The sequence below is a fragment of the Kribbella sp. NPDC048837 genome (assembly GCF_055586945.1).
This window is the reverse complement of sequence record NZ_JBVJHF010000010.1, coordinates 140,980-165,825: the sequence shown is the minus strand read 5'-3', so window position 1 is coordinate 165,825 and position 24,846 is coordinate 140,980. Positions and strand designations below refer to the sequence as shown.

Here is a 24,846-nt window from a genome sequence, read left to right as displayed (position 1 = left end):
ACGAAAGGCCCATACTGCAGATGAGACGTCCGCCCAGGTGATGACACACATTGTCAGACAGGGGGACGGGTATGGGCGTCACAGGGTTGCGTCCGCGGGTCGCGGGTGCGGTCGTCGCGGCCGGAGCGTTGATGGTCCTGATCGGAGCGGCGGCGCTGGTCCTGCGGCCCGTTGCCGACACCGGTACGGCGGGCGCCGCGATGGCGGCCCCAGCGGGGAACAACGGCACCATCAAGATCGAGGGCGTGGACATCGGCAGCGGTCCGCCCGACAACAACCCGCATCAGGGGTGCACGTTCACGGTCGAGTTCTACAACTACGACCAGGGCCCGTACAACGCGCAGGTGATCTTCGAGGACCAGCCACCGACCGCGGACGGCGGGCTGCAGGTCGTCTCGGGTGACCTGAACCCGTTCATCGGCGCGGACCCCGCCGGCGGCGGCAACGACCTGGACGCCAAGGTGACGTACACGCTGGCGTTCACCGGTCAGCCGCAACCACAGCAGGGCTACCACGTGAAGATCACCGTCCACGCGCCGTACTCCCAGGGCGCCGACGTCAAACACAAGGTCTTCTGGGTAGAAGGCTGCGACGCCCCACCCACGACTCCACCGACGACACCGCCGACCACCCCGCCGACGACCCCGCCGACCACGCCGCCGACGACCCCGCCCACCACGCCTCCCACCACCCCGCCGACGACCCCGCCGACCACGCCGCCGACGACCCCGCCCACCACGCCTCCCACCACCCCGCCGACGACCCCGCCGACCACGCCTCCCACCACCCCGCCGACGACCCCGCCGACGACACCGCCGACCACGCCGCCGACGACCCCGCCCACGACGCCGCCGACCACTCCGCCTACGACGCCGCCGACGACCCCGCCCACGTCGCCGCCGACCACCCCGCCCACGACACCTCCCACGACGCCGCCCACCACCTCGCCGACGACACCTCCGACGTCGCCGCCTACCAAGCCGCCGACCACGTCGTCCACGGTTCCTGTGACGACTCCGACAGCTACTCGGCGGACGTCGCCGGCCGGCGTACCGACCGTGGTGGACGCCGGTCTCGCCGATGCGGCAACCACCGCAGCCGGGAACGATCGGTCCGGCCAAGAGCCCAACCGGTCGGGGGCGATTCTGATGACCTTCGGCGGAATGATGCTGACCGGTGGCGCCACCGCATCCCTCCGACGCCGTGGACGACACACCAGGTGACCCGAGCCGGCGACCCGCTCGACTCCGTCCGAGCGGTCGCCGCGCTCCGACCTCGCGCCCGGCACAGCATCCGACGTGAGCCAACCTCGTGGCCACCCGGCCCCACCGCGGTGGGTGGGGCGGTCGCGCTCTGCGGCGTGTGCGTCATCTCCGCCGGCGCCTACCTGCAGTACGGCGGGTCACCTGTGAGGACTGGTCAGATGTACCTCGGCAACGTGGTCGTCGTCGCCCTGCCGGTGGCGTAGTCTCCTCGCTCGTGACGACGATCGATGGACTGGGGGACTCTCTCGCGGCTGCCGAGGGGTATCCGGAGGTGTCGTTCGAGGAACTGGTCGCGATGATGCCGGACGAGATCCGGGACGTGTTCCCGCCGGACCGGTGGCAGCTGCAGAAGCTGTGGGCGCTCGACCTCAAGGTCGAACCGGTCGAGATCGCGGACCTGGTCTGGCTCTTCGACCTGCCGCTGTGGCAGCTGGACGGCGAACGCTTCAAGGTCACCCCGAACCAGGTCGCCGAGACGCCGATGAACTTCCGCGCCCACTACCAGCGGGTGATGGACGCCGACCTCGACCACCCGATCAACCTGGTCGCCTACCGCGGCCGTCTGGTCGTCCTCGACGGCGTCCACCGTTTGCTCAAGGCCCACTTCCTCCGCCGCCGCTGGATCGAGGCCACCATCGCGACCGCGACCCAGCTCCAATCCTGCGTTCCCTAATGTGCAAGTGGCGACTTGCACATCGCGCTCCGGCGTGCCAGGGTGGTGGGTATGGAGAGCGTGGAGCGTGAGGTGTATGTCGACGCGCGGCCGGAGGTGGTCTGGGCCGCAGTGACGCAGCCCGAGGCGTTCGCCCGCTGGTATGCGTTCGGTGGGGTGGAGCTCGACCTGCGGCCGGGTGGGCGGCTGGTGATGCGCTGGGATGAGCACGGCGAGTATCGCGGCTTCGTGGAGAAGGTCGAGCCGGGGCGGCGGTTCGCCTATCGGTACGCCGTCGACCCGGATGTCGAGCCTGTGCCGGGGAACTCGAATCTCGTGGAGTTCACGCTGACTCCGGAGGGCGAGGGCACGCGGTTGCGGGTGGTGGAGTCCGGGTTCGAGCGGTTGGACGTGTCGCCGGAGGAGCAGGCGAAGCGGGCCGAGGAATCCGCGCAGGGGTGGGACGGTGGGCTCGCGGCCCTGACGGAGTTGGCGCCTACGCTGTGACGACTGTCGACGTGGTGCTCGAGGCGCTGGGGGATCCGACCCGGCGGGTCGTGGTGGAGTTGCTGGCGACCGGTGGTGGGCGGACGGCGACGTCGCTGGCGAGCGACCTCCCGGTGACCCGGCAGGCCGTCGTGCAGCATCTCGCCGTACTGCGTGATGCCGGCTTGGTCGAGAGTCGTCGTGAGGGGCGCGAAGTACGCTTCGAGCTGCGCCCTACGGCGCTGACCGCCACCGCGGCGTGGATGGCCGACGTGGCAGCCCAATGGGACCGCCGCCTGGCTGTTATCACCGAGCTCGCCGAGACAGGCCCTGTCGAAGCGATGCTCAGGCGCCCTTCGGAGCCGGCGGACGAGGACCGCGACATGCGCTGACTGTTGTTGATGACGCGTCACCATTACCATTGCTGATATGACATCGAACAACGACGAGTACGCGCCGAGCCCGACCGACTGGGTCCGGAACCAGGTGGACAAGGTCACCGAGGCCGGGACCACCGAGGCGGTCGACATCATGGGCCTCAAGGTGGTGCTGCTGACCATGCGCGGCGCCAAGTCCGGCAAGATCCGGAAGGTCCCGTTGATGCGCGTCGAGCACAACGGTGTGTACGCCGCTGTCGCGTCGCTCGGTGGCGCCCCGAAGAACCCCGTCTGGTACTACAACCTCAAGGCCGACCCGAAGCTCACCCTCCAGGACGGTGAGGTCACCAAGGAGTACGTCGCCCGCGAGATCGAGGGCGCGGAGTACGACGAGTGGTGGACCCGGTCGGTCGCCGCCTACCCGCCGTACGCCGAGTACCAGACCAAGACCACCCGGAAGATCCCGCTGTTCGTGCTCGACCCGATCAAGTAGCCGATCCACCGGCGTGCGCGGGCCTGTTAAGTCCGCGCACAGATCCGGCGTGGGACGACGACCGGTCACCGGGTCGGGCCCGGGCCTGTGAGACGCTGGCGACGGCCGGGTCGAATGGTTCCGGCCCGGCGCGCTGCGTCGACAGAGTTCTGGGAGTCGTCCTGACCACACACGACGCGGTGCAGGAACCGTTCGTCGGGTCGACGCGGTTGCGTCTGGCCGGACTGGCACTGCATGCCTATACCGCGAGCGGAACGGTGCTCGCGCTGCTGATCGTCATCGCCGCCATCGACGGCGACGCCGTCCGGGCCCTCTGGCTCGGCCTGGCGGCCCTGGTGATCGACGGGACCGACGGGATGCTCGCCCGCCGGCTGCGGGTGAAGGAGACGATCCCGTGGTTCGACGGCGCGATGCTCGACAACATCGTCGACTACCTCACCTACGCGTTCGCCCCGATCGTGCTGCTCTGGACCGGTGACTACCTGCCCAACGGCGCCTGGGGCGCGGTGCTCGCGGCGCTGCCGTTGCTTGCCTCCAGCTACCAGTTCTGCCGGGTCGACGCGAAGACCGACGACCACTTCTTCCTCGGGTTTCCGAGCTACTGGAACGTGGTCGCGTTCTACGTGGTCGTCCTCGGCCTCAGCCCGGTCACGACGGGCGTGATCCTGGTGGTCTGCTCGGTGCTCGTCTTCATCCCGGTGAAGTACATCTACCCGTCCCGGACCAAGGTGTTCCGGTCGCTGAACCTGATCACGACCGCGGTCTGGCTCGCGGCGTACGCCGTACTCCTGGCGCAGATGCCCGACCCGAGCTCGATCGTCGTCGCGGTCTCGCTGTCGTACCTGCTGTACTACGCGGTCCTCAGCCTGTACCTCACCTTCGTGGCACCTCGGCGCAAGGCCGGCTGAGTGGTCCTCGGTCTCGGCGCGGCACTCGGTGCCGCGGTGCTCTTCGGTGTCGCCTCGATCCTGCAGGCGGTCGGTTCACGCGAGGTCCCGACCGAGTCCGAGCTGGACCCGCGACGGCTCGGCGGGTTCGTGGTCGCGCTGCTCAAGCAGCCCGCGTTCCTCGGTGCCCTGGTGCTGAACCTGGCCGGTTTCGCACTGCACTTCGTTGCCTTGCGCCTCCTTCCGCTGTACCTCGCCCAGGCCGGCATCGCGGCCAGCCTGGTCGTGACCGCACTGCTCGCCACCCGGCTGATGTCTGACCGGCTCAGCGCGCTCGAATGGTCGGCGGTGATCGCGGTCTGCGTCGGCCTCGGCCTGCTCGCGGTGTCGGCCGGCAACGCCGGGGACAGCGCCCAGCACCACGGCCTGACCATCGGCATCATCGTCGGCCTCGTTGCGATCGCCGTCCTCGGTGCCCTCGCGAGCCGCTCCCAGCACGGCGTCTCCACAGCCGTCCTCGGCCTCCTCGCCGGCCTCGGGTACGCCGGGGTCGCGATCTCGGCGCGATTGCTCCAGGACGGCTCGATCGGCGAGCTCCTCCGCAGCCCCACGACGTACACGCTCCCGATCAGCGGCGCCCTCGCGTTCCTCCTCTACTCGCTGGCCCTGCAACGCGGCTCGGTGACACTGGCAACCACCCCGATGATCGCCCTCCAAACCATCACCCCCGCCGCCGTCGGCGTCTTCGTCCTCGATGACGCCGTCCGCCCCGGCTGGTGGCCCGCCGCAATCGCCGGCTTCCTCCTCTCCGCCACCGGCTCCGTCATCCTGGTCCGCTTCGAGTCCGTCAAGTCGTAGATCCCGCGGTCCGCCCCCGCGCCGCTAAGCGCAGTCCTCCGTCACGTGCTGCGCCGCCCGCTCCCACCCGCCCTTGGTTGTGCGTGCTGCCGCACGCGTCGCGGACTCCTTCGTCGCCCGCGGGTGACTACCCCGTGGACCCCGCCGAGTCGTGGACCCGCCGAGTCGTGGACCCGCAGACTGGTCGACCGGCCCGTGGAACGATCGGCCGGTGACTCTTCCGCGGACTGCTGGATCGAGGCCCGGTTAGGTTGCCGGGTCGTAGGTGATGCCTGCTGATGGGGCCAGTGCCAGGAGTGCCTCGATTGTGGGCACGGTGTTGGTGCCCCACATCTTGGAGAGCACCCATGTCTTGTACCCGTCATGGATCGGTTCGTCGAAGAACCAGCGTCGCTCGTTGCCCCTAGCTCCGGGGTGAGTCGCGACAAAGGCGGCGACGAGGTCGGACTCGCTGAGGTCTCCGTCGACCGACAGGAATCTTGGACCCGGAACGGCTCCGGCGATGGCCGACGCGCGGACGCCGGCTTGGTGGATCGCGTGTACGACGGCGAGGACTGCTCTCCGCTTGGGGAGTGGATCGGACGTGCCGGCAGGAGTCTTGATCACGTACCGGGTCAGGTCGCGTCCGCTGACGCTCGCCGCGCGTGCCGCGGATTCGCGTTCGCGGAGCCGGACCATCAGCTCAGCCGCTTCCGGTAGCGGTATGACCTGCTGGACATCGAGCAGCAACCGGCCCTCGACGCGGTACGGCATGAGCCGCACACAGGTGATGTCGAGACCGTAGAGGTCGTTCAGCCACAACACCGTTGTGGTGATCTGCGGATCGAAACCACCGGACACCAGCAGGATGCGAACGCGGCGTTCAAGGACCGCATCGTCGCCGCCGACGTCCTCCAGGAACTCGGCCAGCATCTGCCGAGCGTCGTCGGCCTGCTCGGGGGGCGGTCTGTTGCAGATATCGCTCGTACGTCACCGCCAGCTGATCGAAGGTCATCGTCGAGACCATGGCGGCGTAGCGGAGCGCTTGGAGCTCCATGTGCCCGCCGTCTTCGGTGCGTTTCAGCTCGATGACGACGAGCTGGCCATCGCGGTCGACACACAGCAGGTCGATGCGACGCCGTACGTCCGCGAAATCGCCGAACTCCTCGGCGACGACCAGGAGGTTCTCGTCGAGGACGCCGATGTGGCTGCGCAGAGCGCGCTGCAGGTCGGCTCGCTCGAGGACCGCCTCGGCGGCGAAGGTGGTCGGTGGCACTTTCGCCAGGGCGCCTGCCGCGGTCAGTTCGAACAAAGCCATGCGCGCATTCTGACGTGTGCGGAGGCGCCCCGACAGACGGAGAGCGGATCTAGCGGGAGGCCCATTTCCAGGGTGGTTCGTCGAGGGGGCCTTGGTCGGCGATGGTGGTGGCGCCGTGGTCCTTGATCAGTTCGAGGGTGTGGAGGTCGTCGGCTAGGGCTGCTAGGGAGGCTACGAAGGGGCGGGAGTGGGTGACGACGATGACCTGGGTGTCTTTGGAGGCGGTGACGACGAGGTTTGCCAATGCGGGCAGGAGGTCGGGGTGCAGGCTGGTTTCGGGCTCGTTGAGGACGAGGAGTTCTGGTGGGCGGGGGGTCAGCAACGCGGCTACCCACAGCAGGTACCTGAGTGTGCCGTCTGACAGCTCGGCGCCGGACAACGGTCGCAGCAGGCCGTGTTGGCGGAAGGCGATCTCGAAGCGGCCGGCGTTGTCGAGGATCTCGATGCGGCTGCCGGGGAACGCGAGCTCGATCGCCTCGTCGAGCGCACCCTTGGAGCCGATCTCGCGGATCGTCTGCAGGGCTGCGGCGAGTGCGGCGCCCTCCGGATCGAGGATGGGTGTCCGAGTGCCGATCTGAGCCTGCCGGGCCGGGGCATCAGCGTCGGTCCGGAGGTGGTCATAGAACCGCCACGCCCGCATCCGCTCGCGCAGCGCGAGCAGCTCCGGCGCACGCTGTGGATCGGCGAACTCACTGAGCATGCTGTCGAACGGCTGCAGCACATGTCCGCCGTCCTGCCATTGACCATCGCTGTCCCGGATGCGCGCGCCGCCGCCACCTCGCTCCATCAGCAGAGCGGCAGGTCGCAGGAACGGCCCGGCCCAGAGCGACTCCCGCTTGATCTCGGGGTCGAGGTTGAACGCCGAGGGCCCGCCGCGCACACCCAGCGTCGGGATCGGCAGACCGAAGTCGACCGCATAGCCGTAGTCCTCCGAGGCGAAGCCCATCCGCAGACTCACCGGCCCGGTCCGCACGGTGCCTTGGACCGGTCGGTCCTTGCGGACGTGTTCAGGCCCTGCCCAGAGCGTCGACTGGAGACCGCCTTCGCGCGCGAGAGCGGCGACCGCCCCGTTGCGGGAGGCATCGGCGAGCAGGCGGAGCGCCCTGTACAGGCTGGACTTGCCCGTCCCGTTCGCTCCGGTCACGACGTTCAGCCCGCGCAGCGGCATCACGACTCGGCGCAACGACCGGTAGTTCTCCACCGCCAGCGTGGTCAGCATGCCCGCCACGCTACCGAGGTGCTCCGACAGAACAGCTGGTTGAACTCTTCCGAGCACCAGTTGGTGCAACGGGGTGTATCGGGAGACGGCGTGGCGTGCCAGTAACGGAGCCGGGTCGCGTGGTGGAGGTCGAGTCGGGTTGCGGTCGCGGGTGCTGTTCCCGAGCTTGAGCATGGGGCGGCGTCCGGATACTTGCGGGAGCTTGCGGCGTCGGATCGCAGTCCGTCGACGCGTTCGATCTGTGATGCTGGTTTCGGTTCCCGCACCGCGAGTTCACGCCGTGGGAGCGTATGGAGCGGCTGGAAGTGTGTTCGTTCGCGAGTCGCACGATCAACCATCAGCTGAGCGTTTTGTTCGGCTTCTACGAGTGGGCGTGCTCGAGTGATGTGAATCCGCTGTCCGCGCGGCTGAGGCTGGCCCTGCAGTTGAACGGGGAACGATATACCCCATAGAGGGTGGCGTTGATCAGAGCGGCGGTGGGTTGTCGGCGTGGCCGGCAGCAGGCGCCAGAGCTGAGGCAGGGTTTCGCCCACGGCGCAAGGTGCCTGCTGCCGACGAGGGTCTCGTCAGCTGACGGGGAGCTGACCGAGCAGGCGTTTCATAGCGGCGATCTCGCGGTTCTGGCCGGTCTCGATCCTCTTGGCCAGCGCGATCGCGGCTGGGTCCTTGCCGGTGGTCTGTTCGGTCTTGGCCATGGTGACCGCGCCCTGATGATGCTTGATCATCATCAGGGTCCACATCCGGTCGAACATGGAACCCTCGGTCATGCCGAGATCGTGCAGGTCGTCCTCGGTCATCATTCCGGGCATCTCGCCCATGCCGTGGCCACCGTGCTGCGGGGAGGGAATGGGCTTGCCCCACGTGGTGAGCCAGCCGGACATGAGCTTGATCTCGGGGTCCTGCGCGGCCTGGATCGCGGTGGCGAGCTGCTTGACTGCGGGCGTGGTCGCCTGGTAGCCGGCCATGCTCGCCATCTGCAGCGCCTGTTGGTGGTGCGGGATCATCTGGGTCGCGAAGGTGACGTCGGCATCGTTGAACTCGCCCGCGGCCGCTGCCGCGCTGCCGGGGGCGGCCGTCGATGTGGTGCCATGGCCCATGCCGGGCATGGAGCCACTGTTCGAGTCGTCGCCGCAGCCGGCCAGTGTCACTGTTGCCAGCAGGATCGCGGCTGCCGAGGCGGCAGCTTTCCAGGTGTGGTGTCGCATGAGTAAGAGTCCTTGTCGCTTGAAGCTGTGATGTTCTACGAGGCGCCGCCGAGGGGCGCGTCAAGGTCACGGTTCGCCCGGGAACGGGCAGAGGTCGGCCTAGGTTCGGAGAACGCAGAGTTTCGACAAGGTGGGTTGCAGCCATCGCGGCGACGGCCCTGCAGCGATCGCCGCGCGCGCTGGGCTGACCCGGAGGACCGGGTGTGTGGCGCGGAGGCCCCGCGCAGCAAGGGCTCCGAGGATCGCCAGGGCCAAGGCCGCGAGCATCGCCAGACACACATCGCCCATCGCGTGGCGGTGTCCGTCGTGTGCTGTGTAGGCCGTGTTGCCAGTCGAGGGCATCGCGTCGACTGACATCGGCGCGCGCACCGCGGCGATCGCCGGCACGTTCGCCGCAGGCATCTGATGAACCGACTGCAGCGAGTGCTGCTGTGCCGCCTGGTGTGTGGTCGGCGCGATAGCCGCTGTGGGATGCGCTGCGTGAGTCTGGGTCATCACGGCGTCGTGGTTGCCGGTCAGACCGTGCATCGCGAAGACCCCGGCCAGCAGCCACACAACGATCAGGGCCCTGACCAGGCCCGGCCGTGTACTGACGTCCTGGATCTTCATCGGTCCCACTTTAGCCAGTACGACTGCCGCCGCGCCGGCCGGCAGCGTCGAACCGGCCAACCAACCGGCCTCGGGCGGGCGGACGATCGCGTACACACCAGCGCCGAGGCCGACCGTGACGGTGAGCCCGCCGAGCAGGTCGACCGAGCCCACCAGTTGCTGAGGGCAATGGTTGGACGTCGGTGCCGGAGGCCTCGACGGTTAGGGCAGCCGGCGGAAGCGGACCGCGTCGGCGATGACGTAGCCGTCGGCGTTGTCGCTGAGTTCGACGTACGAGTCGATGCCGGCGTTGAAGGTGAAGGTGCCGAGTGAGACCCATTCGCCGGTGCGGGGATCGGGTACGCCGCGAACACGCTGGTTGACCGTGACAGTCGTCGTACCGGCGGCGTGGTGTACGACGTACTTCGCGTTGGAAGCGCGGTTGGGGTCGGCGGTGTAGGAGGCGAGCACCTCGTAGCGGCCGGTGCCGGGGATGGCCGGGCGGAAGCGGGCCAGGTTCGCGCCGGTGCCCTTGGCGTGGGTGAGGTAGTTGAAGCCGTAGTACCCGAGGATGCTCCGGCCGCTCGCCCACGTGCCGACTGTCTCGAAGCCGAGTCCGCCGTTGTCGACGGTGACCTCCTCCCGGATGTCAGCGGTGGCTGCCGACGTCACGAGAGTCAGTTGCTCGAGTGCGACCGCCGTACCGCCGCCCCTGCCGGCGCCGGCGAGAGTGAAGCGGACGGTGTGCCGGCCCGGTTGGAGACGGCGACGGTCCAGCAGTACGACGTCGTACCCGTCGCCGCGGAAAGCGGTCAGGTCGATCGCACTGGTCCGCGGAGCCTGGCCGTCGACCGTCACCGTGACCAGTCCGCCGTCGGACGAGCGGTAGTAGCGCAGCCACAGCTCATAGGTGTCGTCGCGCTCCACGTGGATCGCCTGCTCGACGTACGCACCCGCACCGGCCACAGGCAGTCTCGGATAGTTCATGGGGTACGTCGCTGTCGTGAGCGCCGGCCCGGTTGCCAGACTGTCGCGTCCCTGGGTCAGCCATTCCAGATTGAAGCGAGCGACCGCCACGCGACGCGGACTGCCGTCAACGTCTCCGTCGCAGCCGTAGAGCAGCACGATGGTGCCGTCGGTTAGGCGGGCGAGGTCGGAGTAGTACCCGCGGAGCTGGCTGATCGAGCGGCTGTAGCGGAACGACTTGCCCTCGTCATAGCTCAGCGAGACGGTCATGTTCCAGCGCATGGGGGAGTCCGGTCGGCTGAACAGGACGCGGTTGACGTCATGGCTGCCCGGTCCGCCGGTGTAGCGGTGGAAGCCCATGTCGCAGCCGTTGAACAGTCCTGCGCTGAACTCCATCACCGCACGGGACCAGGTCAGCCCGTCGTCGTTGCTGATGGCGAAGTCACGCGGCCAGTCGTTGCCGGAGCCCGGGCGGCTGTTCATGATCACCGAACCGTCTTCCCGCTGCAGCAGCCGGGCCTCGCCGACTGTGGGCAGGCCGGTGCCCATCGGTACCTCGCCGCCGATCTTCCAGGTGTGGCCGTGGTCTTCGCTGTAGACGGTGGAGGCGCCGTAGTTGCGGTTGGCCGCGGGTACGCCGGTGATGATCGTGCGGTGTGACACGGTGAGCAGGAGGCGGCCGGAGTGGAGCTGGATGCCGTGGCCGGGGCCAGGGCCGTGCATCTCCCAGTTGAACGGGAAGCTGTCGAACAGACCGTCCAGACTGTGCCGTTCGCTCCAGGTGACGCCGCTGTCGGTGCTGGAGCGGTAGTGCAGGATGCCTGTGTCCGAGGAGCAGCTGGTGTTCTCCGGGAGGCGCGCGCAGAGGTTGTAGAACAGGAAGACCTCGCCGGTGGTGTTGTCGGCGACGAAGGTGGGGTTGGCCCAGCTCTGACCGTCCACTGAGGTTTCTACTGCCTGGGTGGGCGTCCAGGTCTGTCCGCCGTCCAGACTGCGACGGATGAGCAGGTCATGCGGTCCGGCGTCGCACACCTCGTGCCGGCCTTCGGTGCAGGCGATGAGTGTGTCGTTGGGCAGCGCGATGAAGCCGTAGACGAAGTAGCTCGCCAGTGGGTCGACAGTGTTGTCCCACAACGTCGTCTCACTGAAGAACGGCGCCGCGGCCTGCCGGTGCTTGCCACCACGCCCACGCGGCGGAGCGCCGATCGGTGGTGCAGCGTTGGCACCCGCCGGAATGGCAGCCGCGGCAGCACCCGCCGCAAGCCCGAGATTCAACGTACGACGACTGACAGGCAGACTCATCCAACTCTCCTCACCGGACGGAAGGTCCCAGGACCGTACTCGGCAGGAGCCTGAACCCGCTAGACGCTAATAGGTATTACTTCTGCAAGAAAAGAAAACTGCTCCCGGTCGGCGCAACCGGGAGCAGTTTCGTGACGCGGTCAGGCCAAGGAGTCTTCCCAGGCTTGGTGGAGGCCGGCGTAGTGGCCGTTGGTGGTGACGAGGGTGTCGGGGGCACCGTCCTCGATGATGCGGCCGTGTTCGAGGACGATGACCCGGTCGGCGGTTTCGACCGTGGACAGGCGGTGGGCGATGACGATCGCCGTACGGTCGGCCAGGATGGTCCGCAGTGCGCGCTGGATCAGCCGCTCGCTGGGGATGTCCAGGCTCGACGTCGCCTCGTCGAGGATGAGTACGGCGGGATCCGCGAGGAACGCCCGGGCGAACGCGACCAGCTGCCGCTGGCCGGCGGACAGCCGGCTTCCGCGCTTCTCCACCGCGGTCTCGTACCCGTTCGGCAGCGCCATGATGAAGTCGTGCGCGCCGATCACCTTGGCCGCCTCGACCACCTCGTCCATGGTCGCGTCCGGCTTGCCGAACCGGATGTTGTCGGCCACGGACCCGGTGAACAGGAAGTTCTCCTGCGTCACCATGACCACCCGCTCGCGCAGGTCGTCCTCGGTGAGGTCCCGAAGGTCGACCCCGTCCAGCAGCACGTGTCCACCGGTCGGGTCGTAGAACCGCGCCACCAGTTTGGCGATCGTGGTCTTACCGGCTCCCGTCGTACCGACGAGCGCCAGCGTCTGACCGGCCGGCACGTCCAGTTGCAGGCCGGGCAGCACCTTCACGCCATCGACGTACTGGAACTCGACCCTCCGCAGCTCCAGGTGACCCCGAGCCCGGCCCGGCTTGGCCGGCTCGATCGGCTCCGGCACGTCCGGCGTCTCGTTCAGAACACCGGACAGCTTCTCCAGCGCCGCACTCGCGGACAGGAAGGTGTTGTAGAACTGCGTGATGTCCTGCAGCGGCTCGAAGAACTGCCGCAGGTACAGCAGGAACGCGGTGAGGACGCCGACCGTCACGTGACCGTGGTAGGCCTGGTAACCGCCGTACGCGAGGATCGCGACGATCGTCACGTTGCCGACGCCCTTGATCGACGGCATGAAGATCGCGTTCAGCCGGAACGACTCCAGGTTCGCCTTCCGGTACCGGTCGTTGACCCCGTGGAAGATCTCCTCGTTGCGCGGCTCCCGGCGGAACGCCTGCACCGCGCGGATCCCGGTCATCGACTCGACGAAGTGCACGATGACGAGTACGACGGCCTCGCGGGTCTGCCGGTACACGATCGCGGACCGCTTCCGGAACCACGCCGTCAGCAGGACCAGCGCCGGGAACGACAGCAACGCGAGCAGACCGAGCTTCACGTCGAGCGTGAGCAGCAGGATCGCCGTACCGATCAGCGTCAGCAGTGCCGTGACCAGTCCGTCGAACCCGTTCGCGAGCATCTCGTCGATGACGCTGACGTCCGACGTCAGCCGGGAGATCACGCGGCCCGAGGTGAACTTGTCGTGGAACGACGGGCTGAGCCGCTGGAAGTGGTCGAACACCCGCCGCCGCAGGCCGAGCAGGATGGTCTGGCCGAGCTTGCCGGACCGCATCAGGAACAGCTGCCGGGTCCACGCCTGCAGCAACGCCATCGCCAGAACCACGATCACGACCGTGATGAGCTCCCGCGAGCCCTGACCGGCCAGGATCGGCGGGATGCCGTTGTCGATGCCGAGGTGGACCAGGTACGGCACCGCGAGCCGGGCGCCGTTCTCGACCACGACGATCACGACCAGGATCCAGATCAGCTTGGAGTACGGCCGCAGCAGCTCGCCGAGCAGCTTGCGGGAGTCCTCCTTCAGCCGGACGGTCGTTGCCCTCGACACCTCGCGGTCGGGGTCCTCCTCGAACATTCCCCGCCACGACTGCTCCGGAGTCTCCTGCTCCTGCTCCCGCGTGTCCTGGTCAGGAGGTGTCTGCTGGGTCGTCGTCATGCGTGCACCTCCTCTTCCTCCGCCGCGAGCAGTTGCCGGTACGCCGGAACTTCCTCGAGCAACTCGTGATGGGTTCCGACGTGGGTGACCGTGCCGTCCTGGAGCAGAGCCACCTTGTCGGCCAGCATCACGGTCGACGCCCGGTGCGCGACCACGATGCCGGTGGTCTCGGAGAGCACGTTGCGCAGTGCCTCCTCGACCAGGGCCTCGGTGTGCACGTCGAGCGCGGAGAGCGTGTCGTCGAGCACGAGGATGGCCGGCTTGGCGAGCACGGCCCGGGCTAGTGCGAGTCGTTGCCGTTGGCCACCCGACAGCGACATGCCCTGCTCACCGACCCGGGTCTCCAGCCCCCAGGGCAGATCGTTGGCGAACTCGGCCTGAGCCACCTGGAGGGCCTGCTGGACCTCCGCGTCGGTGGCGTCGGGGCGGCCGAGGGTGAGGTTCTCCCGGACGCTCATCGAGAACAGCGTCGGGTCGTCGAACGCGGACGCTACCGCGGTCCGCAACGAGGTCAGGCTCAGGTCCCGGATGTCGTGCCCGTCGATCGTGATCCGGCCGGCGGTCACGTCGTACAGGCGGGGAACCAGAGCGGTGAGGGTGGTCTTGCCGGATCCGGTCGCGCCGACCAGGGCCAGCGTCGTCCCCGGGGTGAGATCGAGGTTGATGTCGTGCAGGATCTCCGGGGAGTCGGGCGAGAACCGGAACCCGACGTGCTCGAAGCGCAGGTGACCACGGGAGTTCACCAGCTCCTCCGGGCCGGACTGGATCACCGAGTAGGTGTCCAGGATCTCGCTGATCCGGTCCGCCGCCGTCATCGCCTCCTGGGCCATCGCGAGGATCCCGCCGAGCGACGTGACCGGCCAGATCAGCGACAGCATCAGCGTGATGAACGCGACCAGCGTGCCGAGCGTGATCGCCTCCCGGCCCACCGCGAGCGCGCCGAGCAGCAGCACGATCACCAGGGTCAGGTTGGGAATCACTCCGAGGAAGCTCCAGAACCGCGACGCGAGCCGGACCTTCTGCACCTCGGTGTGGTAGAGCGTGATCGCCTCGTCGTCGAACTGCCGCTGGACGTGTCCACGCCGGCCGAACGCCTTGATCACCCGGAAGCCCAGTGCGGACTCCTCGATCCGGGTGGCGAGGTCGCCCTGCTGGTCCTGGACCTTGCGGGAGATCAGCAGGTACTTGCGCTCGAACTTCAGTGACACCAAGATGATCGGCACTGCGGCGAGCAGGACGACCACTCCCAGTGGCCAGTAGAGCTGGAGCAGCAGGATGGTGACGACGACCAGTTGCAGGATGTTCATCACCAGGAAGAGCAGACCGAAGCCCATGAAGCGGCGGATCGTGGACAGGTCGGTGGTGACCCGGGACAGCAGCTGACCACTCTGCCAGCGGGTGTGGAACTCCATCGGCAGTGACTGGAGCCGGACGTACAGGTCGTGCCGGAGCGCGGCCTCGAGGTCGCTGACGGCCCGGGACTGGGCCCATCGGCGGGCCCAGACCAGCAGGACCTCGGCGATGCTCAGGCCGAGGGCCAGCAGGGCCAGCGGGACCAGCAGGTTCAGCTCGTGACGGGTGACCGGCCCGTCGATGATGGACCTGGTGACCAGCGGAACGGTGAGGCTGACGCCGACGCCCAGCATCGCGGTCGTGAACATGACCGCCAGGCGCCAGCGGTGTGGCCGGAGATAGGGACGGAGCCGCCAGAGGTTGCGGCTGCGTTCGGGGGCTCGGGTGGTAGGGGCAGCGATCGACGGCGCTTGGGCAGGGTGCTCGGAGGGCATCTGGACGGGCGCACTTCCCATCATGCTCGGTTCAAAGGGGGGTTCGGCGACCTGAAACAGGCGCACTTTCCAGTATCGCTCAGTAGGTAAGCGCTTGTCGCCCGAATTCCATTCCCCGCCGATGAATAACCACTGCTCGCAATAAGCGGGCCCGGTGCCACGCGGTGACCCCGGTCACAGCTATCGCGTTTCGTAATCAGTGCTGGGTCATCGATCGCCGGCTCTGCTGTTCGGAGGGAAGCGTCCGGAGCGTGCGGAGGGGTGAGCAGAGGGCGATCAGGACGCCCGCGAGCATGCCCGCCGTGGCCAGGAGCAGGGTGGGTCGGATGCCGAGAGCGGTGGCGAGGAGGCCGGAAGCGGCGGCGCCGAAGGCCTGGCCGCCGATGACCAGCGTGCGCCAGGTGGCGCCGACCTGGCCGAGGAGGTGGGGCGGGGCGGCGGACTGACGCAGAGTGCGCTGCGGGACGCCGAACAGCGACATGCCGACGCCGGCGAAGACCTGACCGAGCAGAATCATCAGTGTGCTGCCGGTGGACAGCGCCACGCCGGTGAGCGAGGCGAGAAAGGCACCGGACAGATAGGCGCGGCCGATGCCGACCAGCCGGCACCAGCTGGTGGCGACGAAGGTCCCGAGCGCCGCGGCGACACCGAACGCCGTCAGTTGCACGCCGACGAACGACGGCGACCGATGCAGCTCACGGACCAGGTAGAGCACGATCAACGGCCCCTGGATCGCCCCGGCCATCGCGGCGACGGTCGCCGACAGGACGAGCGGCATCAGAATCCGGTGGCCGAACAGCACCCGCAACCCAGCCGACAGCCGAACCTCGGACCGATCCGGCGCCGGCGCCCTGACCGGCGCCCGGATCAGGTACGACGTCACCGCGGACACCACGTACGACGCCGCGTCGACAATGATCGCGAACGGCGCACTCAGCACCTGCACCAGGAACCCGGCCACGGACGGACCGGCCGTCGACGCCAGGCTGAAGTTCAGCAGGGACGCACTGTTCGCCCGCATCAGCTCCTCCCGCGGCACGAGCGACGGCATCAACGTCTGGGACGCGGTGTCCGACAACAGCGTCAGTACTCCGGTCAGTACGGCGACCAGGTAGAGCTGCTCGATCCGCAGGGAGTCCAGAGCCGCGACCGCCGGCACCGAACCGAGCAACACGAGCCGTCCAAGGTCCGTCCAGATCAGCAGCCGTCTCAGTGACCACCTGTCCACCCAAACGCCTGCGACGAGGCCGAACACGAGATGTGGCGCGATGGTCAGCGCAGACAGGGCGCCCATCTGTGCTGCCGAGGCGTGCAAGGTGACGACGGCAACCAATGGGAGAGCGACGGTAGTGATCGCACTGCCGGACCCCGACACCAGCTGCCCGATCCAGAGCTTGCGGAACTCGCCTCGCACAACCCACGCCATGACGAGCAACGTGTCACTCAAGAGAGTCACGCGACTACGGCTGTTCGCCTGCGGCGGAGCGTGTTCACTGCACGCGAAACACAGGACCCCTTGCGGTGAAGGGCAGTGACGCACCGGCGGGGATCAGCCATGCGTGCTCCCGCCGTACCCGGACGACGTCGCAGTGCCCGTCGGTGATGAGCAGGATCGGTCCGTCCACCGGGAAGTCGTCCGCACGCTCCAGCAGGTCCACACCGGGCTGCAGCACCGTCCCACCCCGACCGCGCACCTGCACGCGTCCTGCGATGTCGTCGACCGGCATATAGCCGGCGTCGTACGCCACCGCGTCGCAGTACACGACCCGTGCGGCCGGTACGTCGCGAGCCCGCGAGTACGACGCGATCGCGCCGAGTGCCTTGCCCAGAAGCTGTCGGTCCATCGATCCCGAGGTGTCCAGGACCACGCCGTACGTCGGCAGCCGGTCCACCTCGACCGGCCGGATCCAGCCCGGCCGCGGGATGTCCGGCGTACCGGACTGGCGTCGGGACGCACGGGCGTACGTGCGGACCTTCGAGACGGCCGGCACGTGCTCTTCGAACCAGCGGGCCAGTTGTGCGTCCCAGTCGAGCGGTGGGTGGTCCAGCGCCCGGATCTCCTCGACGAGACCGGCAGGCAGAGTGCCGCGGCCAGGGTCGTGGTAGGCGAGCCCAGTGCTCAATGCACGTCGGTAGATGTCGTCCAAACCGGCCGCACGCGCCGCTTCACCGGCATGTGGCAGCGGATGTCCGAGCACGTCACCCAGACCGACGCCCCGCAGCGTCGCCAGCTTGCGGTAGCGGCGGAGGTCCGTGGTGATGCGGTCGTACACCGTCTCGACGGACATGCCTTTGAGGACCGGATCGTGCAGTGCACCGTCGGGCATGGCGCCGACGCCCATCTCCAGCAGCCAGCCGTTGATGACCAGGTCGGCCGCGACGTTCCACAGGTACGGGTCGCGGCCGCCGACGCGCTCGCCGTGGCGCAGAGCGGCGTGCAGCATCTCGTGGGCCATCACGAACCGCCACTCGTTCTGCGTCATCACGACCAGTGGGTTGACGTAGATCTCGCCGGCGGCCGCGTTGACTGCGGCGACCTGGATGTCCCAGCCGCGGGCGAGCTCTGCCTCGGCCACGATCGTCATGCTGGACGCGATGGCGCCGAGCAGCGGGTAGGACGAGACGAACCAGCCCAACGCGAGGTCCCACTCGTGCCGGCCGCGGCGTGGGTCGGCCAGCGACGACCGCGCGCCACCGGCGACGTCTACCGCGGCAGCGGCAGCGGCGGACAGTCCGGCGGCGAACAGCTCACCCCAGCGAGGTGGATCGCCCAGTCCGTTCCACCGCTCGATCAGGACGTCGGAGTGAGCCCCTGCGACGCCGAGAGCGTCGTACTCGGGCGGAATGCCTTGGCGGCGCCACAGGCGGGCGAGCGCTTCCTCGTTGGTGGTGGGGAAGGTCGGCGGCAGCTGCACGACCGGTGTGCCGAGCTTGAGCGAGTGAAGGTAGCGGTTGACCGCTACGTCGCACGCGGCGCCGGCGGCCCGGTCAGGTGGCTGCAGGTGCGGATCGGCGTGGCCTAGGCCGAGGTGGATGAGGAGGTGCGCGAAAACCCACGTCCACTCCTCGGCGTGGCCCGACGGGTCGGGTGGGTGAGGATCACGCCGTTGGAGTCGATCGTGGCCCACGCGTCCGGCGGGCAGGCGTCGTCCCGGCGAACGGTCGTGCGCCAGGTTGCCATCGGTGCGAACAGCGGGTGATTGGCGACCGTCTTCCAGCCGAGCTGGATCGCCTCCAGCGCTGGGTCCTTGCGGGCCTTGTTGCGCTTAGGCACGGGCGGCGACCAGGCGGGGGAGGTCGCGGCTCACCTCGACCAGGAACCAGGTCGGCAGCACCGGGCGGCCGTCGTCGTCGGCGGCGATCACCAGCTGGGCCACTTCGAGCGAGATCTCGGCCAGCTCGACCAGCAGCGCCTTGCCGCGGTGCGCGAGCTGCCGCGCCGCCGGGCTCGCCGAGGCCTTGTCCGCGGCCAGCTCCTTCACCAGGCGGGCCCGGAACGTCTCGGCCAGGAAGTACAGCAGGTCGCGGTCCTCCGGAGCGGACGGCCAGCCGGTCTCGCCCTTCAGTACTGCGTCCAGCCCGAAAGCGTTCCGGACCGTCTTCACGTACGCGCGGAAAGCGGAGGCGTGCGCGGGAGACAAGGTGCCGAAGGCAAGCACTCGCAGCGTCTCGTCGGACACGTCGTCGCCGTACGAGTGCAGCGCGTCGGAAAGCATGTGCCAGCTCCGCGGGGTCGAGAACGGCTCCTCGGTCTTCGGCGGCGCGGTCCAGAGGTGGTCCGGGCGGTTGCGCAGGTACTCGAGCACCCACGGATGGATCCCCGCCGTACCGGCCCAGCGCAGCCAGTCGCTCGCGGAGGCGCGCAGGTGGACGTGCACGAGGCGGTTGACGAGTGCACTGGCCATCGGGCGGGCCAGTGCGTTGTCGGTCGCCCGGTTACCGGCTCCGATGACGACAGAGCCTTCGGGCAGCTCGTACTCGCCGATCCGGCGGTCCAGGATGAGTGAGTAGAAGGCCTTCTGCACCTCGGCCGACGATGCGTTGAGCTCGTCCAGGAACAGGCAGTACGGCTCGTCCCGCGCGATAGCCACCGGCGGCGCGAACCGGCTGCGCCCGTCCACGATCTGGGGTACGCCGATCAGGTCCTCCGGGGCGAGCTGGGTCCCCAGCAGGGTCACACACTCCAGACCGAGCGAATCCGCGAACGCCCGTACCAGACTGCTCTTCCCGATCCCCGGTGCTCCCCAGAGGAAGACCGGGCGTACCACTGCGACGTGCAGCAGCACTTCCGGCAGTTCAGCCGCCGTAACCGTGATCCCCGCCTGCATCCGTTCCTTTCCGTTTGGTCAGCCCTTCAGGATCCTCTCCGGGTCTGGGCGTGTCACATGGTTTTCCGGCCTGGCTTCCGTTACCAGTGGTTACTGGCTAGGGTGCGGCCGGTGTACTAGGCGTAGTGGGGGGTTGTTGTGCTGGGATTTCGGGTCAAGGTCGCCGCTGTCGCGTGTGCCGTCGTACTGATTCCGCTCGCGGCGAGTCAGGTGATGGCTGCCGATCCGCCTGCGCACCTGGGGGAGGGGACGCTGGTCCCCGGTCACTCCGCGGCCGACGTGGGGATGTCCGGGGCGCGGGTGGTCGTCGCGGACCCGGGGGACCACACCGTCTACGAGACGAGCAACAACGGCACCACCTGGACCGCCTCCGGTGGGACCAGCGACACCAAACCGCTGCAGGTGGAGGGGCCTTCGCTGCTCACCTTCTCCGGCGGTACGGCGAAGGTCGGCGGGCTGACGTTCCCCGCGACCGATGAGGTCGTGCTGGGCAAGGGCGGCAAGCTGGTGTCCCACCGTGCACCGAACGCTCCCACGGCGGAGGTGTACGACGTCGCGAGCAAGACCAAGCTGGCGGACTACGCGCCGCCGTTCGCCATGGCCGACAGCACGGTCTGGAAGGTCACCGAGCCGGGTCATCTGGATGGCAAGGACCTGACCACAGGCGTGATGAAGACCGTCCTGGTCGCGACGGCGTGCACGGTCGGTCCGGATGACGTCAACGGTCGCTGGGCGATGCTGAGCGGCTGCAACCAGGTGGTCGACGTGAAGGGGCCGGAGGCTCCGCGGAACCTGACTGTGGCGGCGGATGCCCAATTGGGCAACGGTTTCACCGTGCAGGCGTCCGGCTCCGATCTGCTGGTGACCGACCTCAACGACCAGTCTCTCGGCCAGCGCCGCTACGGGCCGATCCGCACGGCGTCGGCCAGCTTCCGCGCTGACGGTTCCGGCGCTGCCAAGATCGTGTACGCCGACGACGACAGCAATCCGCGGGTGATCAGCCTGAGCTGGCTCACGGCGGACCCGCAACAGCGTCCCGACACCGTGGCGCCGGTGCTGACCAGTGCGTCGGCCGGTGCCCGGATCCGGGACAACACGAGCCTGTCGTTCGAGTGGGCGTTCACCGACCCACAGGACCCGAACTCTCCGGCGACGGGCGTGAACTCGTACGACCTGCGCATCCAGCAGCGGCCCAACCGGACTTCGCCGTACGGCGCGTGGAACCAGGTGCCGTCGTGGCAGGGGCTCAAGACGACTGGTGCGAGTTACAGCGCGGCGATCGGGACGGACACGTGCTGGCAGGTGCGAGCGCGTGACTATGCGGGCAACGTGAGCGCGTGGAGTGCGTCGTACTGCAGTGAGGTCGACGGCACGGCGCCGTCCCTGGTGACCTGGCGGATCGGGGACCGGGTGGAGCTCGGCAATCCGACGGTGCTGCGGTGGGCGTACAAGGACGACACCGACGTGGCGTCGTACGACGTGGTCTACAAGGTCGCCGCGCCGGGTGTCGCGCTGGGCAAGTGGATGTATCCGGCGACCTGGCAGAACACCAAGATGACGTCGATCACCTACGCACCGCGCCTCGGCTGGGACGAGTGCTTCATGGTCCGCTCCCGCGACTACCTCGGGAACCTGTCCGCGTGGGCTCCGCAGATCTGCTCGGTAGCACCCCAGGACGACCGCGCCCTCACCTCAGCCGGCAGCGTCACCCGCTCCACGAGCACTCTGGCCTTCCAAGGCACCACCACGATCCTGAAGGCGAACGGCGCCTACCTCACCAAGCCCACCGAGGCCGCCGCCCGCATAGCCCTGGTAGCCATCCACGGCCCCGGCCAGGGCCGCGTGGACATCTACCACGCCAACATCAAGATCGGCACCGTCAACCTCGCCGCCACCACAACCTCCCGAGTCGTCACCTACCTCCCCATCACCCCTCTCCGCACCGGCCCCGTCAAAATCATCTCCACCACCACAGCCCCCGCCACCATCGACGCCATAGCCTTCCTCCGCGTCAACTAACAGGACCACCCATGCCAACGGGCTGGAACTCCAAACACTTCTCCATCGTCTTCAACCGACAAGACCCGACGGCCGACTCCGCCGTACGCCGAGCCGTCGAGGAAACGAGGGCATGAGCCAGAGCGCTTCGCAGGCAGCCGCGTTCTTTGAGGACGTGACCCGCACCGGCCGCCTCTGGACCATCCGCGACGCCGGCGGCTACCCCGCTCCCATCACCCCGAGCGGCCAGCGCTCACAGCCCTTCTGGTCCACTGCGGCCCGCGTACGCCGAATCATCAAGTCGATCCCCGCGTACGCCGACTTTGACGCTGAGGAGCTCGCCCTCGAGGCCTGGCGCGACCGCTGGCTACCCAATCTCGGCACCAACGGGTACCTGATCGGCCTCAACTGGTCCGGCGCCCGCGCAGCCGGCTACGACTTCACCTCCGACGAGGTCCTCGCTCGCTTGCGCGCGGCCGGCGTGGCCTAGACCGTGGTGAGGCTTCGGCGGACGACGACGTTGCGTTTGGCTCGGGTGCGGTCCTCGGCGTACGGCGTGAATCCGGCGGCTAGGAATGTGCTCAGCACGCCGCGGCCGGGGTCGCCGGGGATGGCCTTGATCGGGTACGCCTCGATCAGCCGCGCGCCCGAGCCGCGGGCGTAGTCGACTGCCGCCTCGATCATCGGCAGCGTCATGCCGCGCCCACGGAAACCGCTCTTCACGAACAGACAGTTGATCGCCCAGATCGACTCGTCATCCGGCTCGTCGATCGGCAACACCCGCGAGTGGACGATCGCGTAGTACTCCGGCCGCGGCGCCACGGCACACCACGCAGCCGGCCGCTCGTCCGCATATCCGATCAGCCCCACCGGCATCCCCGCCTGGACGAGCCCCTCCAGAGCAGCCCGATTCTCCGCGCTCCCGTTCACTGCGACCTGCGCGCTGGGCAGCCGCCGAGCCATGCACCAGCACCCCCGCGTCCCCCCACTGGGCCCGAACACCTCGATCAGGTCCCCCCATCGCCCCTGATCAACCGGGTAAGCCGCGATCCCCATCCCCGCATTCAACTGGGGACACGCGGATTCCGGAAGATTGTGGTGTCGGATCGGGGTGCCGCTGTTCGTGGAGTAGGTGGAGAGTGGTCGTTGGGGCCACCGTGTGGAGGAGGAGACATGCCCGAGTACCTCATCGCATTCAACGACGACTGGGTGCCCGACCTCACGGACGAGGATCTGGGCAAGGCCGCCAAGGCCGCCGGCGCGGTGCGGGCGGAGATGACGGCTGCCGGGGTACTGATCTTCACCGGCGGGCTGGACGACGCCGCCCCCGTGGTCAGTGTCGATGCGTCGAGCGGGACCCCGCTGTTCACCGACGGTCCGTACGTCGAGACCAAGGAGCACCTCGGCGGCTTCGCCGTCGTCGACGTACCCGACGAGGAGGCCGCCCGCCTCTGGGCGGGCAAGATCGCGCTCGCCTGCGGCTGGCCCCAGGAAATACGCCGCTTCCGCTACGCAACCACCGAGGTATCCCCCGACTGACGCAACCGAGACAGCCGCTAGCCACCGACTCCGTGGCACTGGAGGCCTTCTGCCGCCGAGCGACGTGGCATCGGCCCTCGTCACAGACAGGCAGCGTGTACGTCGGTGTCTGCATCGACACCGCCTCCGGTACGGGGTTCTGTGCCGAGCACGCCGCCATCGCGGCCATGGTGACCGCCCGCGAGTACAAGATCGCAAAGATCGTCGCCGTCTGGCAGGGCGAGGACGAGGTGCGCGTAGTGCCCCCGTGCGGCCGCTGCCGAGAGTTCATCCACCAGATCGACCCGGCGAACGTCGACGCCGAGGTCGTCCTAGGACCGCACCGGACGTCGACCCTCCGCGAGCTCCTACCCGCCACCGACTGGCTCGTCTGACATGAGAAGGCCCCCCAGCCATGCTGCTGGGGGCCTTCTCTTGTTGGAGCGGGTGACGAGAATCGAACTCGCGTAGCCAGTTTGGAAGGCGGCCGGATCGCCCGTGTGAACAGAAGCCTCAGGCTTGAGACCGGCATCCGCCAGACCCCGTGAGTGACCGCCAACGAGCACCACTTAGGGCGCGTGGAGATCGCACCACCAGGGTGGCTGGACCACGCTTCTACGTTGGTCGAATGGAGATTCTTTACAGCATCGGTGGCAAGCCCTTCCGCCGCGACTGCGACCACCTTTGGGACCGGGATGGCCGGTACGTCGGCCGCTTCGTAGACGAGCGCGTATTCAATCCTTCGGGCGCTTACCTCGGTGAGCTGCGCCTCGACCGGCTGGCCTACAAGCAATCGAACGGCAGCAAGAGACAGGGGACTCGGTCCGCTCGATCTGACCGGTCGGGCATCTCCCGGTCCAACCGATCTGGCAGGTCCATCCCGTCGGGCTGGGAAGAGTTCCACGGGGGCATGTAGTCACCCAGGCTTACCTCCGGTACGCCTGATGGCTGCCAAACCCAGGCCAGTGCGGCGCACGTCAAAGGGTCGGCTTGCCGATCTCGTAGGGACGCCTCTGGCGCTCTGGATGCGGACCGTGGTGACCGTACGATCGAGCGGCCAGGGGGCGGGCCTAAGACGCGAGGCACGTCAGTCCTTGCAGGTGGGATCGCGTGGACGGGGAAGCGGCCCGCAGTCCGGGCCATTTGATCCGTGCGGGCCAAGTTCGGCAGAGCGGCCTGCCGAGCTGGCAGACCTCGACCCTGGGGCGCCCTCCGCACGGGGCAGGATCTGCTCATGGGGATCAGCGTTCGGGTCCAAGAGTTCACAGGCGAGGTAGTCGCCACTTTGGATGGCTCTGCAGACCTGGCGGGACTGTGCGCGTTGGCAGCCATGGAGCCAACCATGTATCCGATGCTGTCGGGTATCGATCCATACGACGACACCTGCTTCAACCCACTTCAGGCGGCCATGGTGGCAGCTGAGCTGAAGCTCCTGGCACGGCGGACCGAGAGTGGGCCAACTCGTGATGCGGTCGCCGACCTGCTTCCGCTGGCCGCGATGCTTGAGGTTGCGCCAGGGCGCCCGCACCATCGACGCCTCACCTTTATCGGCGACTAGCCGGCGCGGATTGCCTCGGAGAGTTCGTCGACAACTATCAGCAA

At 68.3% G+C, this 24,846-nt stretch carries 27 protein-coding genes; 14 read left to right on the top strand and 13 right to left on the bottom strand.

Features of this window, described 5'->3' with window-relative positions:
* Window positions 1-71: 71 nt before the first annotated feature.
* The 8 genes from ACZ6O0_RS37975 to ACZ6O0_RS37940 all read left to right on the top strand — a co-directional run bounded on the left by ACZ6O0_RS37975 (window position 72) and on the right by ACZ6O0_RS37940 (window position 5,018).
* Entirely contained in the window at window positions 72-1,223 is a 1,152-nt protein-coding gene (locus tag ACZ6O0_RS37975; RefSeq protein ID WP_465769910.1) for a hypothetical protein, read from the top strand.
* The gene (locus tag ACZ6O0_RS37970; protein ID WP_465769909.1) at window positions 1,220-1,468 is read left to right on the top strand and encodes a hypothetical protein; all 249 of its coding nucleotides are present in this window, start codon (window positions 1,220-1,222) and stop codon (window positions 1,466-1,468) included. The genes ACZ6O0_RS37975 and ACZ6O0_RS37970 overlap by 4 nt, the downstream gene beginning before the upstream one ends.
* Window positions 1,469-1,479: 11 nt before the next feature.
* The gene (locus ACZ6O0_RS37965; protein WP_465769908.1) at window positions 1,480-1,938 is read left to right on the top strand and encodes a hypothetical protein; all 459 of its coding nucleotides are present in this window, start codon (window positions 1,480-1,482) and stop codon (window positions 1,936-1,938) included.
* Window positions 1,939-1,989: 51 nt separating this feature from the next.
* On the top strand, window positions 1,990-2,424 hold the full coding sequence (locus tag ACZ6O0_RS37960; protein ID WP_465769907.1) for an SRPBCC domain-containing protein: 435 nt from the start codon (window positions 1,990-1,992) through the stop codon (window positions 2,422-2,424).
* Window positions 2,421-2,795: an ArsR/SmtB family transcription factor gene (locus ACZ6O0_RS37955; RefSeq protein ID WP_465769906.1), complete on the top strand. Its 375-nt coding sequence runs from the start codon at window positions 2,421-2,423 to the stop codon at window positions 2,793-2,795. The genes ACZ6O0_RS37960 and ACZ6O0_RS37955 overlap by 4 nt, the downstream gene beginning before the upstream one ends.
* A gap of 37 nt (window positions 2,796-2,832) precedes the next feature.
* Entirely contained in the window at window positions 2,833-3,273 is a 441-nt protein-coding gene (locus ACZ6O0_RS37950) for a nitroreductase family deazaflavin-dependent oxidoreductase (RefSeq protein ID WP_465769905.1), read from the top strand.
* A 179-nt stretch (window positions 3,274-3,452) separates the two neighbouring features.
* Window positions 3,453-4,181 carry a CDP-alcohol phosphatidyltransferase family protein gene (locus ACZ6O0_RS37945; RefSeq protein ID WP_465769904.1) on the top strand — a complete coding sequence of 243 codons (729 nt, stop codon included), beginning with the start codon at window positions 3,453-3,455 and terminating at the stop codon, window positions 4,179-4,181.
* Window positions 4,182-5,018 (top strand): DMT family protein, encoded by an 837-nt coding sequence (locus ACZ6O0_RS37940; RefSeq protein ID WP_465769903.1) that lies wholly within the window; start codon window positions 4,182-4,184, stop codon window positions 5,016-5,018.
* A 246-nt stretch (window positions 5,019-5,264) separates the two neighbouring features.
* Here the strand turns inward: ACZ6O0_RS37940 and ACZ6O0_RS37935 are convergent, their stop codons facing one another.
* From ACZ6O0_RS37935 to ACZ6O0_RS37880, 12 genes are all read right to left on the bottom strand, one after another.
* Window positions 5,265-5,930 (bottom strand): hypothetical protein, encoded by a 666-nt coding sequence (locus ACZ6O0_RS37935; RefSeq protein ID WP_465769902.1) that lies wholly within the window; start codon window positions 5,928-5,930, stop codon window positions 5,265-5,267.
* Window positions 5,881-6,315, bottom strand: coding sequence for a hypothetical protein (locus tag ACZ6O0_RS37930; protein WP_465769901.1), 435 nt, complete (start codon window positions 6,313-6,315; stop codon window positions 5,881-5,883). Before ACZ6O0_RS37930 ends, ACZ6O0_RS37935 begins: the two co-directional genes overlap by 50 nt.
* 49 nt (window positions 6,316-6,364) lie before the next feature.
* Entirely contained in the window at window positions 6,365-7,534 is a 1,170-nt protein-coding gene (locus ACZ6O0_RS37925; protein ID WP_465769900.1) for an AAA family ATPase, read from the bottom strand.
* Window positions 7,535-8,100: 566 nt separating this feature from the next.
* The gene (locus ACZ6O0_RS37920; protein WP_465769899.1) at window positions 8,101-8,640 is read right to left on the bottom strand and encodes a DUF305 domain-containing protein; all 540 of its coding nucleotides are present in this window, start codon (window positions 8,638-8,640) and stop codon (window positions 8,101-8,103) included.
* A 198-nt stretch (window positions 8,641-8,838) separates the two neighbouring features.
* The gene (locus tag ACZ6O0_RS37915) at window positions 8,839-9,444 is read right to left on the bottom strand and encodes a hypothetical protein (protein ID WP_465769898.1); all 606 of its coding nucleotides are present in this window, start codon (window positions 9,442-9,444) and stop codon (window positions 8,839-8,841) included.
* Window positions 9,445-9,549: 105 nt separating this feature from the next.
* On the bottom strand, window positions 9,550-11,595 hold the full coding sequence (locus ACZ6O0_RS37910) for a golvesin C-terminal-like domain-containing protein (RefSeq protein ID WP_465769897.1): 2,046 nt from the start codon (window positions 11,593-11,595) through the stop codon (window positions 9,550-9,552).
* A 140-nt stretch (window positions 11,596-11,735) separates the two neighbouring features.
* Entirely contained in the window at window positions 11,736-13,613 is a 1,878-nt protein-coding gene (locus ACZ6O0_RS37905) for an ABC transporter ATP-binding protein (protein ID WP_465769896.1), read from the bottom strand.
* The gene (locus ACZ6O0_RS37900) at window positions 13,610-15,274 is read right to left on the bottom strand and encodes an ABC transporter ATP-binding protein (protein ID WP_465769895.1); all 1,665 of its coding nucleotides are present in this window, start codon (window positions 15,272-15,274) and stop codon (window positions 13,610-13,612) included. Before ACZ6O0_RS37900 ends, ACZ6O0_RS37905 begins: the two co-directional genes overlap by 4 nt.
* A gap of 322 nt (window positions 15,275-15,596) precedes the next feature.
* Window positions 15,597-16,826, bottom strand: coding sequence for an MFS transporter (locus tag ACZ6O0_RS37895; RefSeq protein ID WP_465769894.1), 1,230 nt, complete (start codon window positions 16,824-16,826; stop codon window positions 15,597-15,599).
* A gap of 64 nt (window positions 16,827-16,890) precedes the next feature.
* Window positions 16,891-18,315, bottom strand: coding sequence for a vWA domain-containing protein (locus ACZ6O0_RS37890; protein ID WP_465769893.1), 1,425 nt, complete (start codon window positions 18,313-18,315; stop codon window positions 16,891-16,893).
* Between the two features lie 104 nt (window positions 18,316-18,419).
* Complete coding sequence (locus ACZ6O0_RS37885) at window positions 18,420-18,674, bottom strand: hypothetical protein (RefSeq protein ID WP_465769892.1); 255 nt, start codon at window positions 18,672-18,674, stop codon at window positions 18,420-18,422.
* Window positions 18,667-19,728, bottom strand: a complete 1,062-nt coding sequence (locus tag ACZ6O0_RS37880) for an ATP-binding protein (protein ID WP_465769891.1) — start codon at window positions 19,726-19,728, stop codon at window positions 18,667-18,669. Before ACZ6O0_RS37880 ends, ACZ6O0_RS37885 begins: the two co-directional genes overlap by 8 nt.
* Before the next feature lie 138 nt (window positions 19,729-19,866).
* Between ACZ6O0_RS37880 and ACZ6O0_RS37875 the strand changes: the two genes are divergently transcribed.
* A complete protein-coding gene (locus ACZ6O0_RS37875) occupies window positions 19,867-21,747 on the top strand; it encodes a hypothetical protein (RefSeq protein WP_465769890.1) in 1,881 nt (626 codons plus the stop codon).
* Between the two features lie 112 nt (window positions 21,748-21,859).
* Window positions 21,860-22,216 carry a DUF2750 domain-containing protein gene (locus ACZ6O0_RS37870; RefSeq protein WP_465769889.1) on the top strand — a complete coding sequence of 119 codons (357 nt, stop codon included), beginning with the start codon at window positions 21,860-21,862 and terminating at the stop codon, window positions 22,214-22,216.
* On the opposite strand, the gene ACZ6O0_RS37865 is transcribed toward ACZ6O0_RS37870, so the two are convergent.
* Window positions 22,213-22,689, bottom strand: a complete 477-nt coding sequence (locus tag ACZ6O0_RS37865) for a GNAT family N-acetyltransferase (RefSeq protein WP_465769888.1) — start codon at window positions 22,687-22,689, stop codon at window positions 22,213-22,215. The two genes, ACZ6O0_RS37870 and ACZ6O0_RS37865, sit on opposite strands and share 4 nt — an antisense overlap.
* A 210-nt stretch (window positions 22,690-22,899) precedes the next feature.
* Here ACZ6O0_RS37865 and ACZ6O0_RS37860 point away from each other — a divergent pair, with 210 nt between their 5' ends.
* The 4 genes from ACZ6O0_RS37860 (at window position 22,900) to ACZ6O0_RS37845 (ending at window position 24,802) form a co-directional block, all read left to right on the top strand.
* A complete protein-coding gene (locus tag ACZ6O0_RS37860; protein WP_465769887.1) occupies window positions 22,900-23,265 on the top strand; it encodes a YciI family protein in 366 nt (121 codons plus the stop codon).
* 95 nt (window positions 23,266-23,360) lie between these two features.
* Window positions 23,361-23,639 carry a cytidine deaminase family protein gene (locus ACZ6O0_RS37855; RefSeq protein ID WP_465769886.1) on the top strand — a complete coding sequence of 93 codons (279 nt, stop codon included), beginning with the start codon at window positions 23,361-23,363 and terminating at the stop codon, window positions 23,637-23,639.
* Window positions 23,640-23,872: 233 nt separating this feature from the next.
* A complete protein-coding gene (locus ACZ6O0_RS37850; protein WP_465769885.1) occupies window positions 23,873-24,160 on the top strand; it encodes a hypothetical protein in 288 nt (95 codons plus the stop codon).
* Between the two features lie 426 nt (window positions 24,161-24,586).
* Window positions 24,587-24,802 (top strand): hypothetical protein, encoded by a 216-nt coding sequence (locus tag ACZ6O0_RS37845; RefSeq protein WP_465769884.1) that lies wholly within the window; start codon window positions 24,587-24,589, stop codon window positions 24,800-24,802.
* The last annotated feature ends 44 nt before the right edge of the window (window positions 24,803-24,846 follow it).

What these genes read in the sequence shown, in the direction of transcription:
- ACZ6O0_RS37975 (WP_465769910.1), top strand. Translation starts at nt 72, where the DNA reads ATGGGCGTCACAGGGTTGCGTCCGCGGGTCGCGGGTGCGGTCGTCGCG.
- ACZ6O0_RS37960 (WP_465769907.1), top strand. Translation starts at nt 1,990, where the DNA reads ATGGAGAGCGTGGAGCGTGAGGTGTATGTCGACGCGCGGCCGGAGGTG.
- ACZ6O0_RS37950 (WP_465769905.1), top strand. Translation starts at nt 2,833, where the DNA reads ATGACATCGAACAACGACGAGTACGCGCCGAGCCCGACCGACTGGGTC.
- ACZ6O0_RS37935 (WP_465769902.1), bottom strand. Translation starts at nt 5,930, where the DNA reads ATGCTGGCCGAGTTCCTGGAGGACGTCGGCGGCGACGATGCGGTCCTT.
- ACZ6O0_RS37930 (WP_465769901.1), bottom strand. Translation starts at nt 6,315, where the DNA reads ATGGCTTTGTTCGAACTGACCGCGGCAGGCGCCCTGGCGAAAGTGCCA.
- ACZ6O0_RS37925 (WP_465769900.1), bottom strand. Translation starts at nt 7,534, where the DNA reads ATGCTGACCACGCTGGCGGTGGAGAACTACCGGTCGTTGCGCCGAGTC.
- ACZ6O0_RS37920 (WP_465769899.1), bottom strand. Translation starts at nt 8,640, where the DNA reads ATGCCCGGCATGGGCCATGGCACCACATCGACGGCCGCCCCCGGCAGC.
- ACZ6O0_RS37910 (WP_465769897.1), bottom strand. Translation starts at nt 11,595, where the DNA reads ATGAGTCTGCCTGTCAGTCGTCGTACGTTGAATCTCGGGCTTGCGGCG.
- ACZ6O0_RS37905 (WP_465769896.1), bottom strand. Translation starts at nt 13,613, where the DNA reads ATGACGACGACCCAGCAGACACCTCCTGACCAGGACACGCGGGAGCAG.
- ACZ6O0_RS37900 (WP_465769895.1), bottom strand. Translation starts at nt 15,274, where the DNA reads ATGTTCACGACCGCGATGCTGGGCGTCGGCGTCAGCCTCACCGTTCCG.
- ACZ6O0_RS37895 (WP_465769894.1), bottom strand. Translation starts at nt 16,826, where the DNA reads ATGGCGTGGGTTGTGCGAGGCGAGTTCCGCAAGCTCTGGATCGGGCAG.
- ACZ6O0_RS37880 (WP_465769891.1), bottom strand. Translation starts at nt 19,728, where the DNA reads ATGCAGGCGGGGATCACGGTTACGGCGGCTGAACTGCCGGAAGTGCTG.
- ACZ6O0_RS37870 (WP_465769889.1), top strand. Translation starts at nt 21,860, where the DNA reads ATGAGCCAGAGCGCTTCGCAGGCAGCCGCGTTCTTTGAGGACGTGACC.
- ACZ6O0_RS37865 (WP_465769888.1), bottom strand. Translation starts at nt 22,689, where the DNA reads ATGGCTCGGCGGCTGCCCAGCGCGCAGGTCGCAGTGAACGGGAGCGCG.
- ACZ6O0_RS37860 (WP_465769887.1), top strand. Translation starts at nt 22,900, where the DNA reads ATGCCCGAGTACCTCATCGCATTCAACGACGACTGGGTGCCCGACCTC.
- ACZ6O0_RS37850 (WP_465769885.1), top strand. Translation starts at nt 23,873, where the DNA reads ATGGAGATTCTTTACAGCATCGGTGGCAAGCCCTTCCGCCGCGACTGC.
- ACZ6O0_RS37845 (WP_465769884.1), top strand. Translation starts at nt 24,587, where the DNA reads ATGTATCCGATGCTGTCGGGTATCGATCCATACGACGACACCTGCTTC.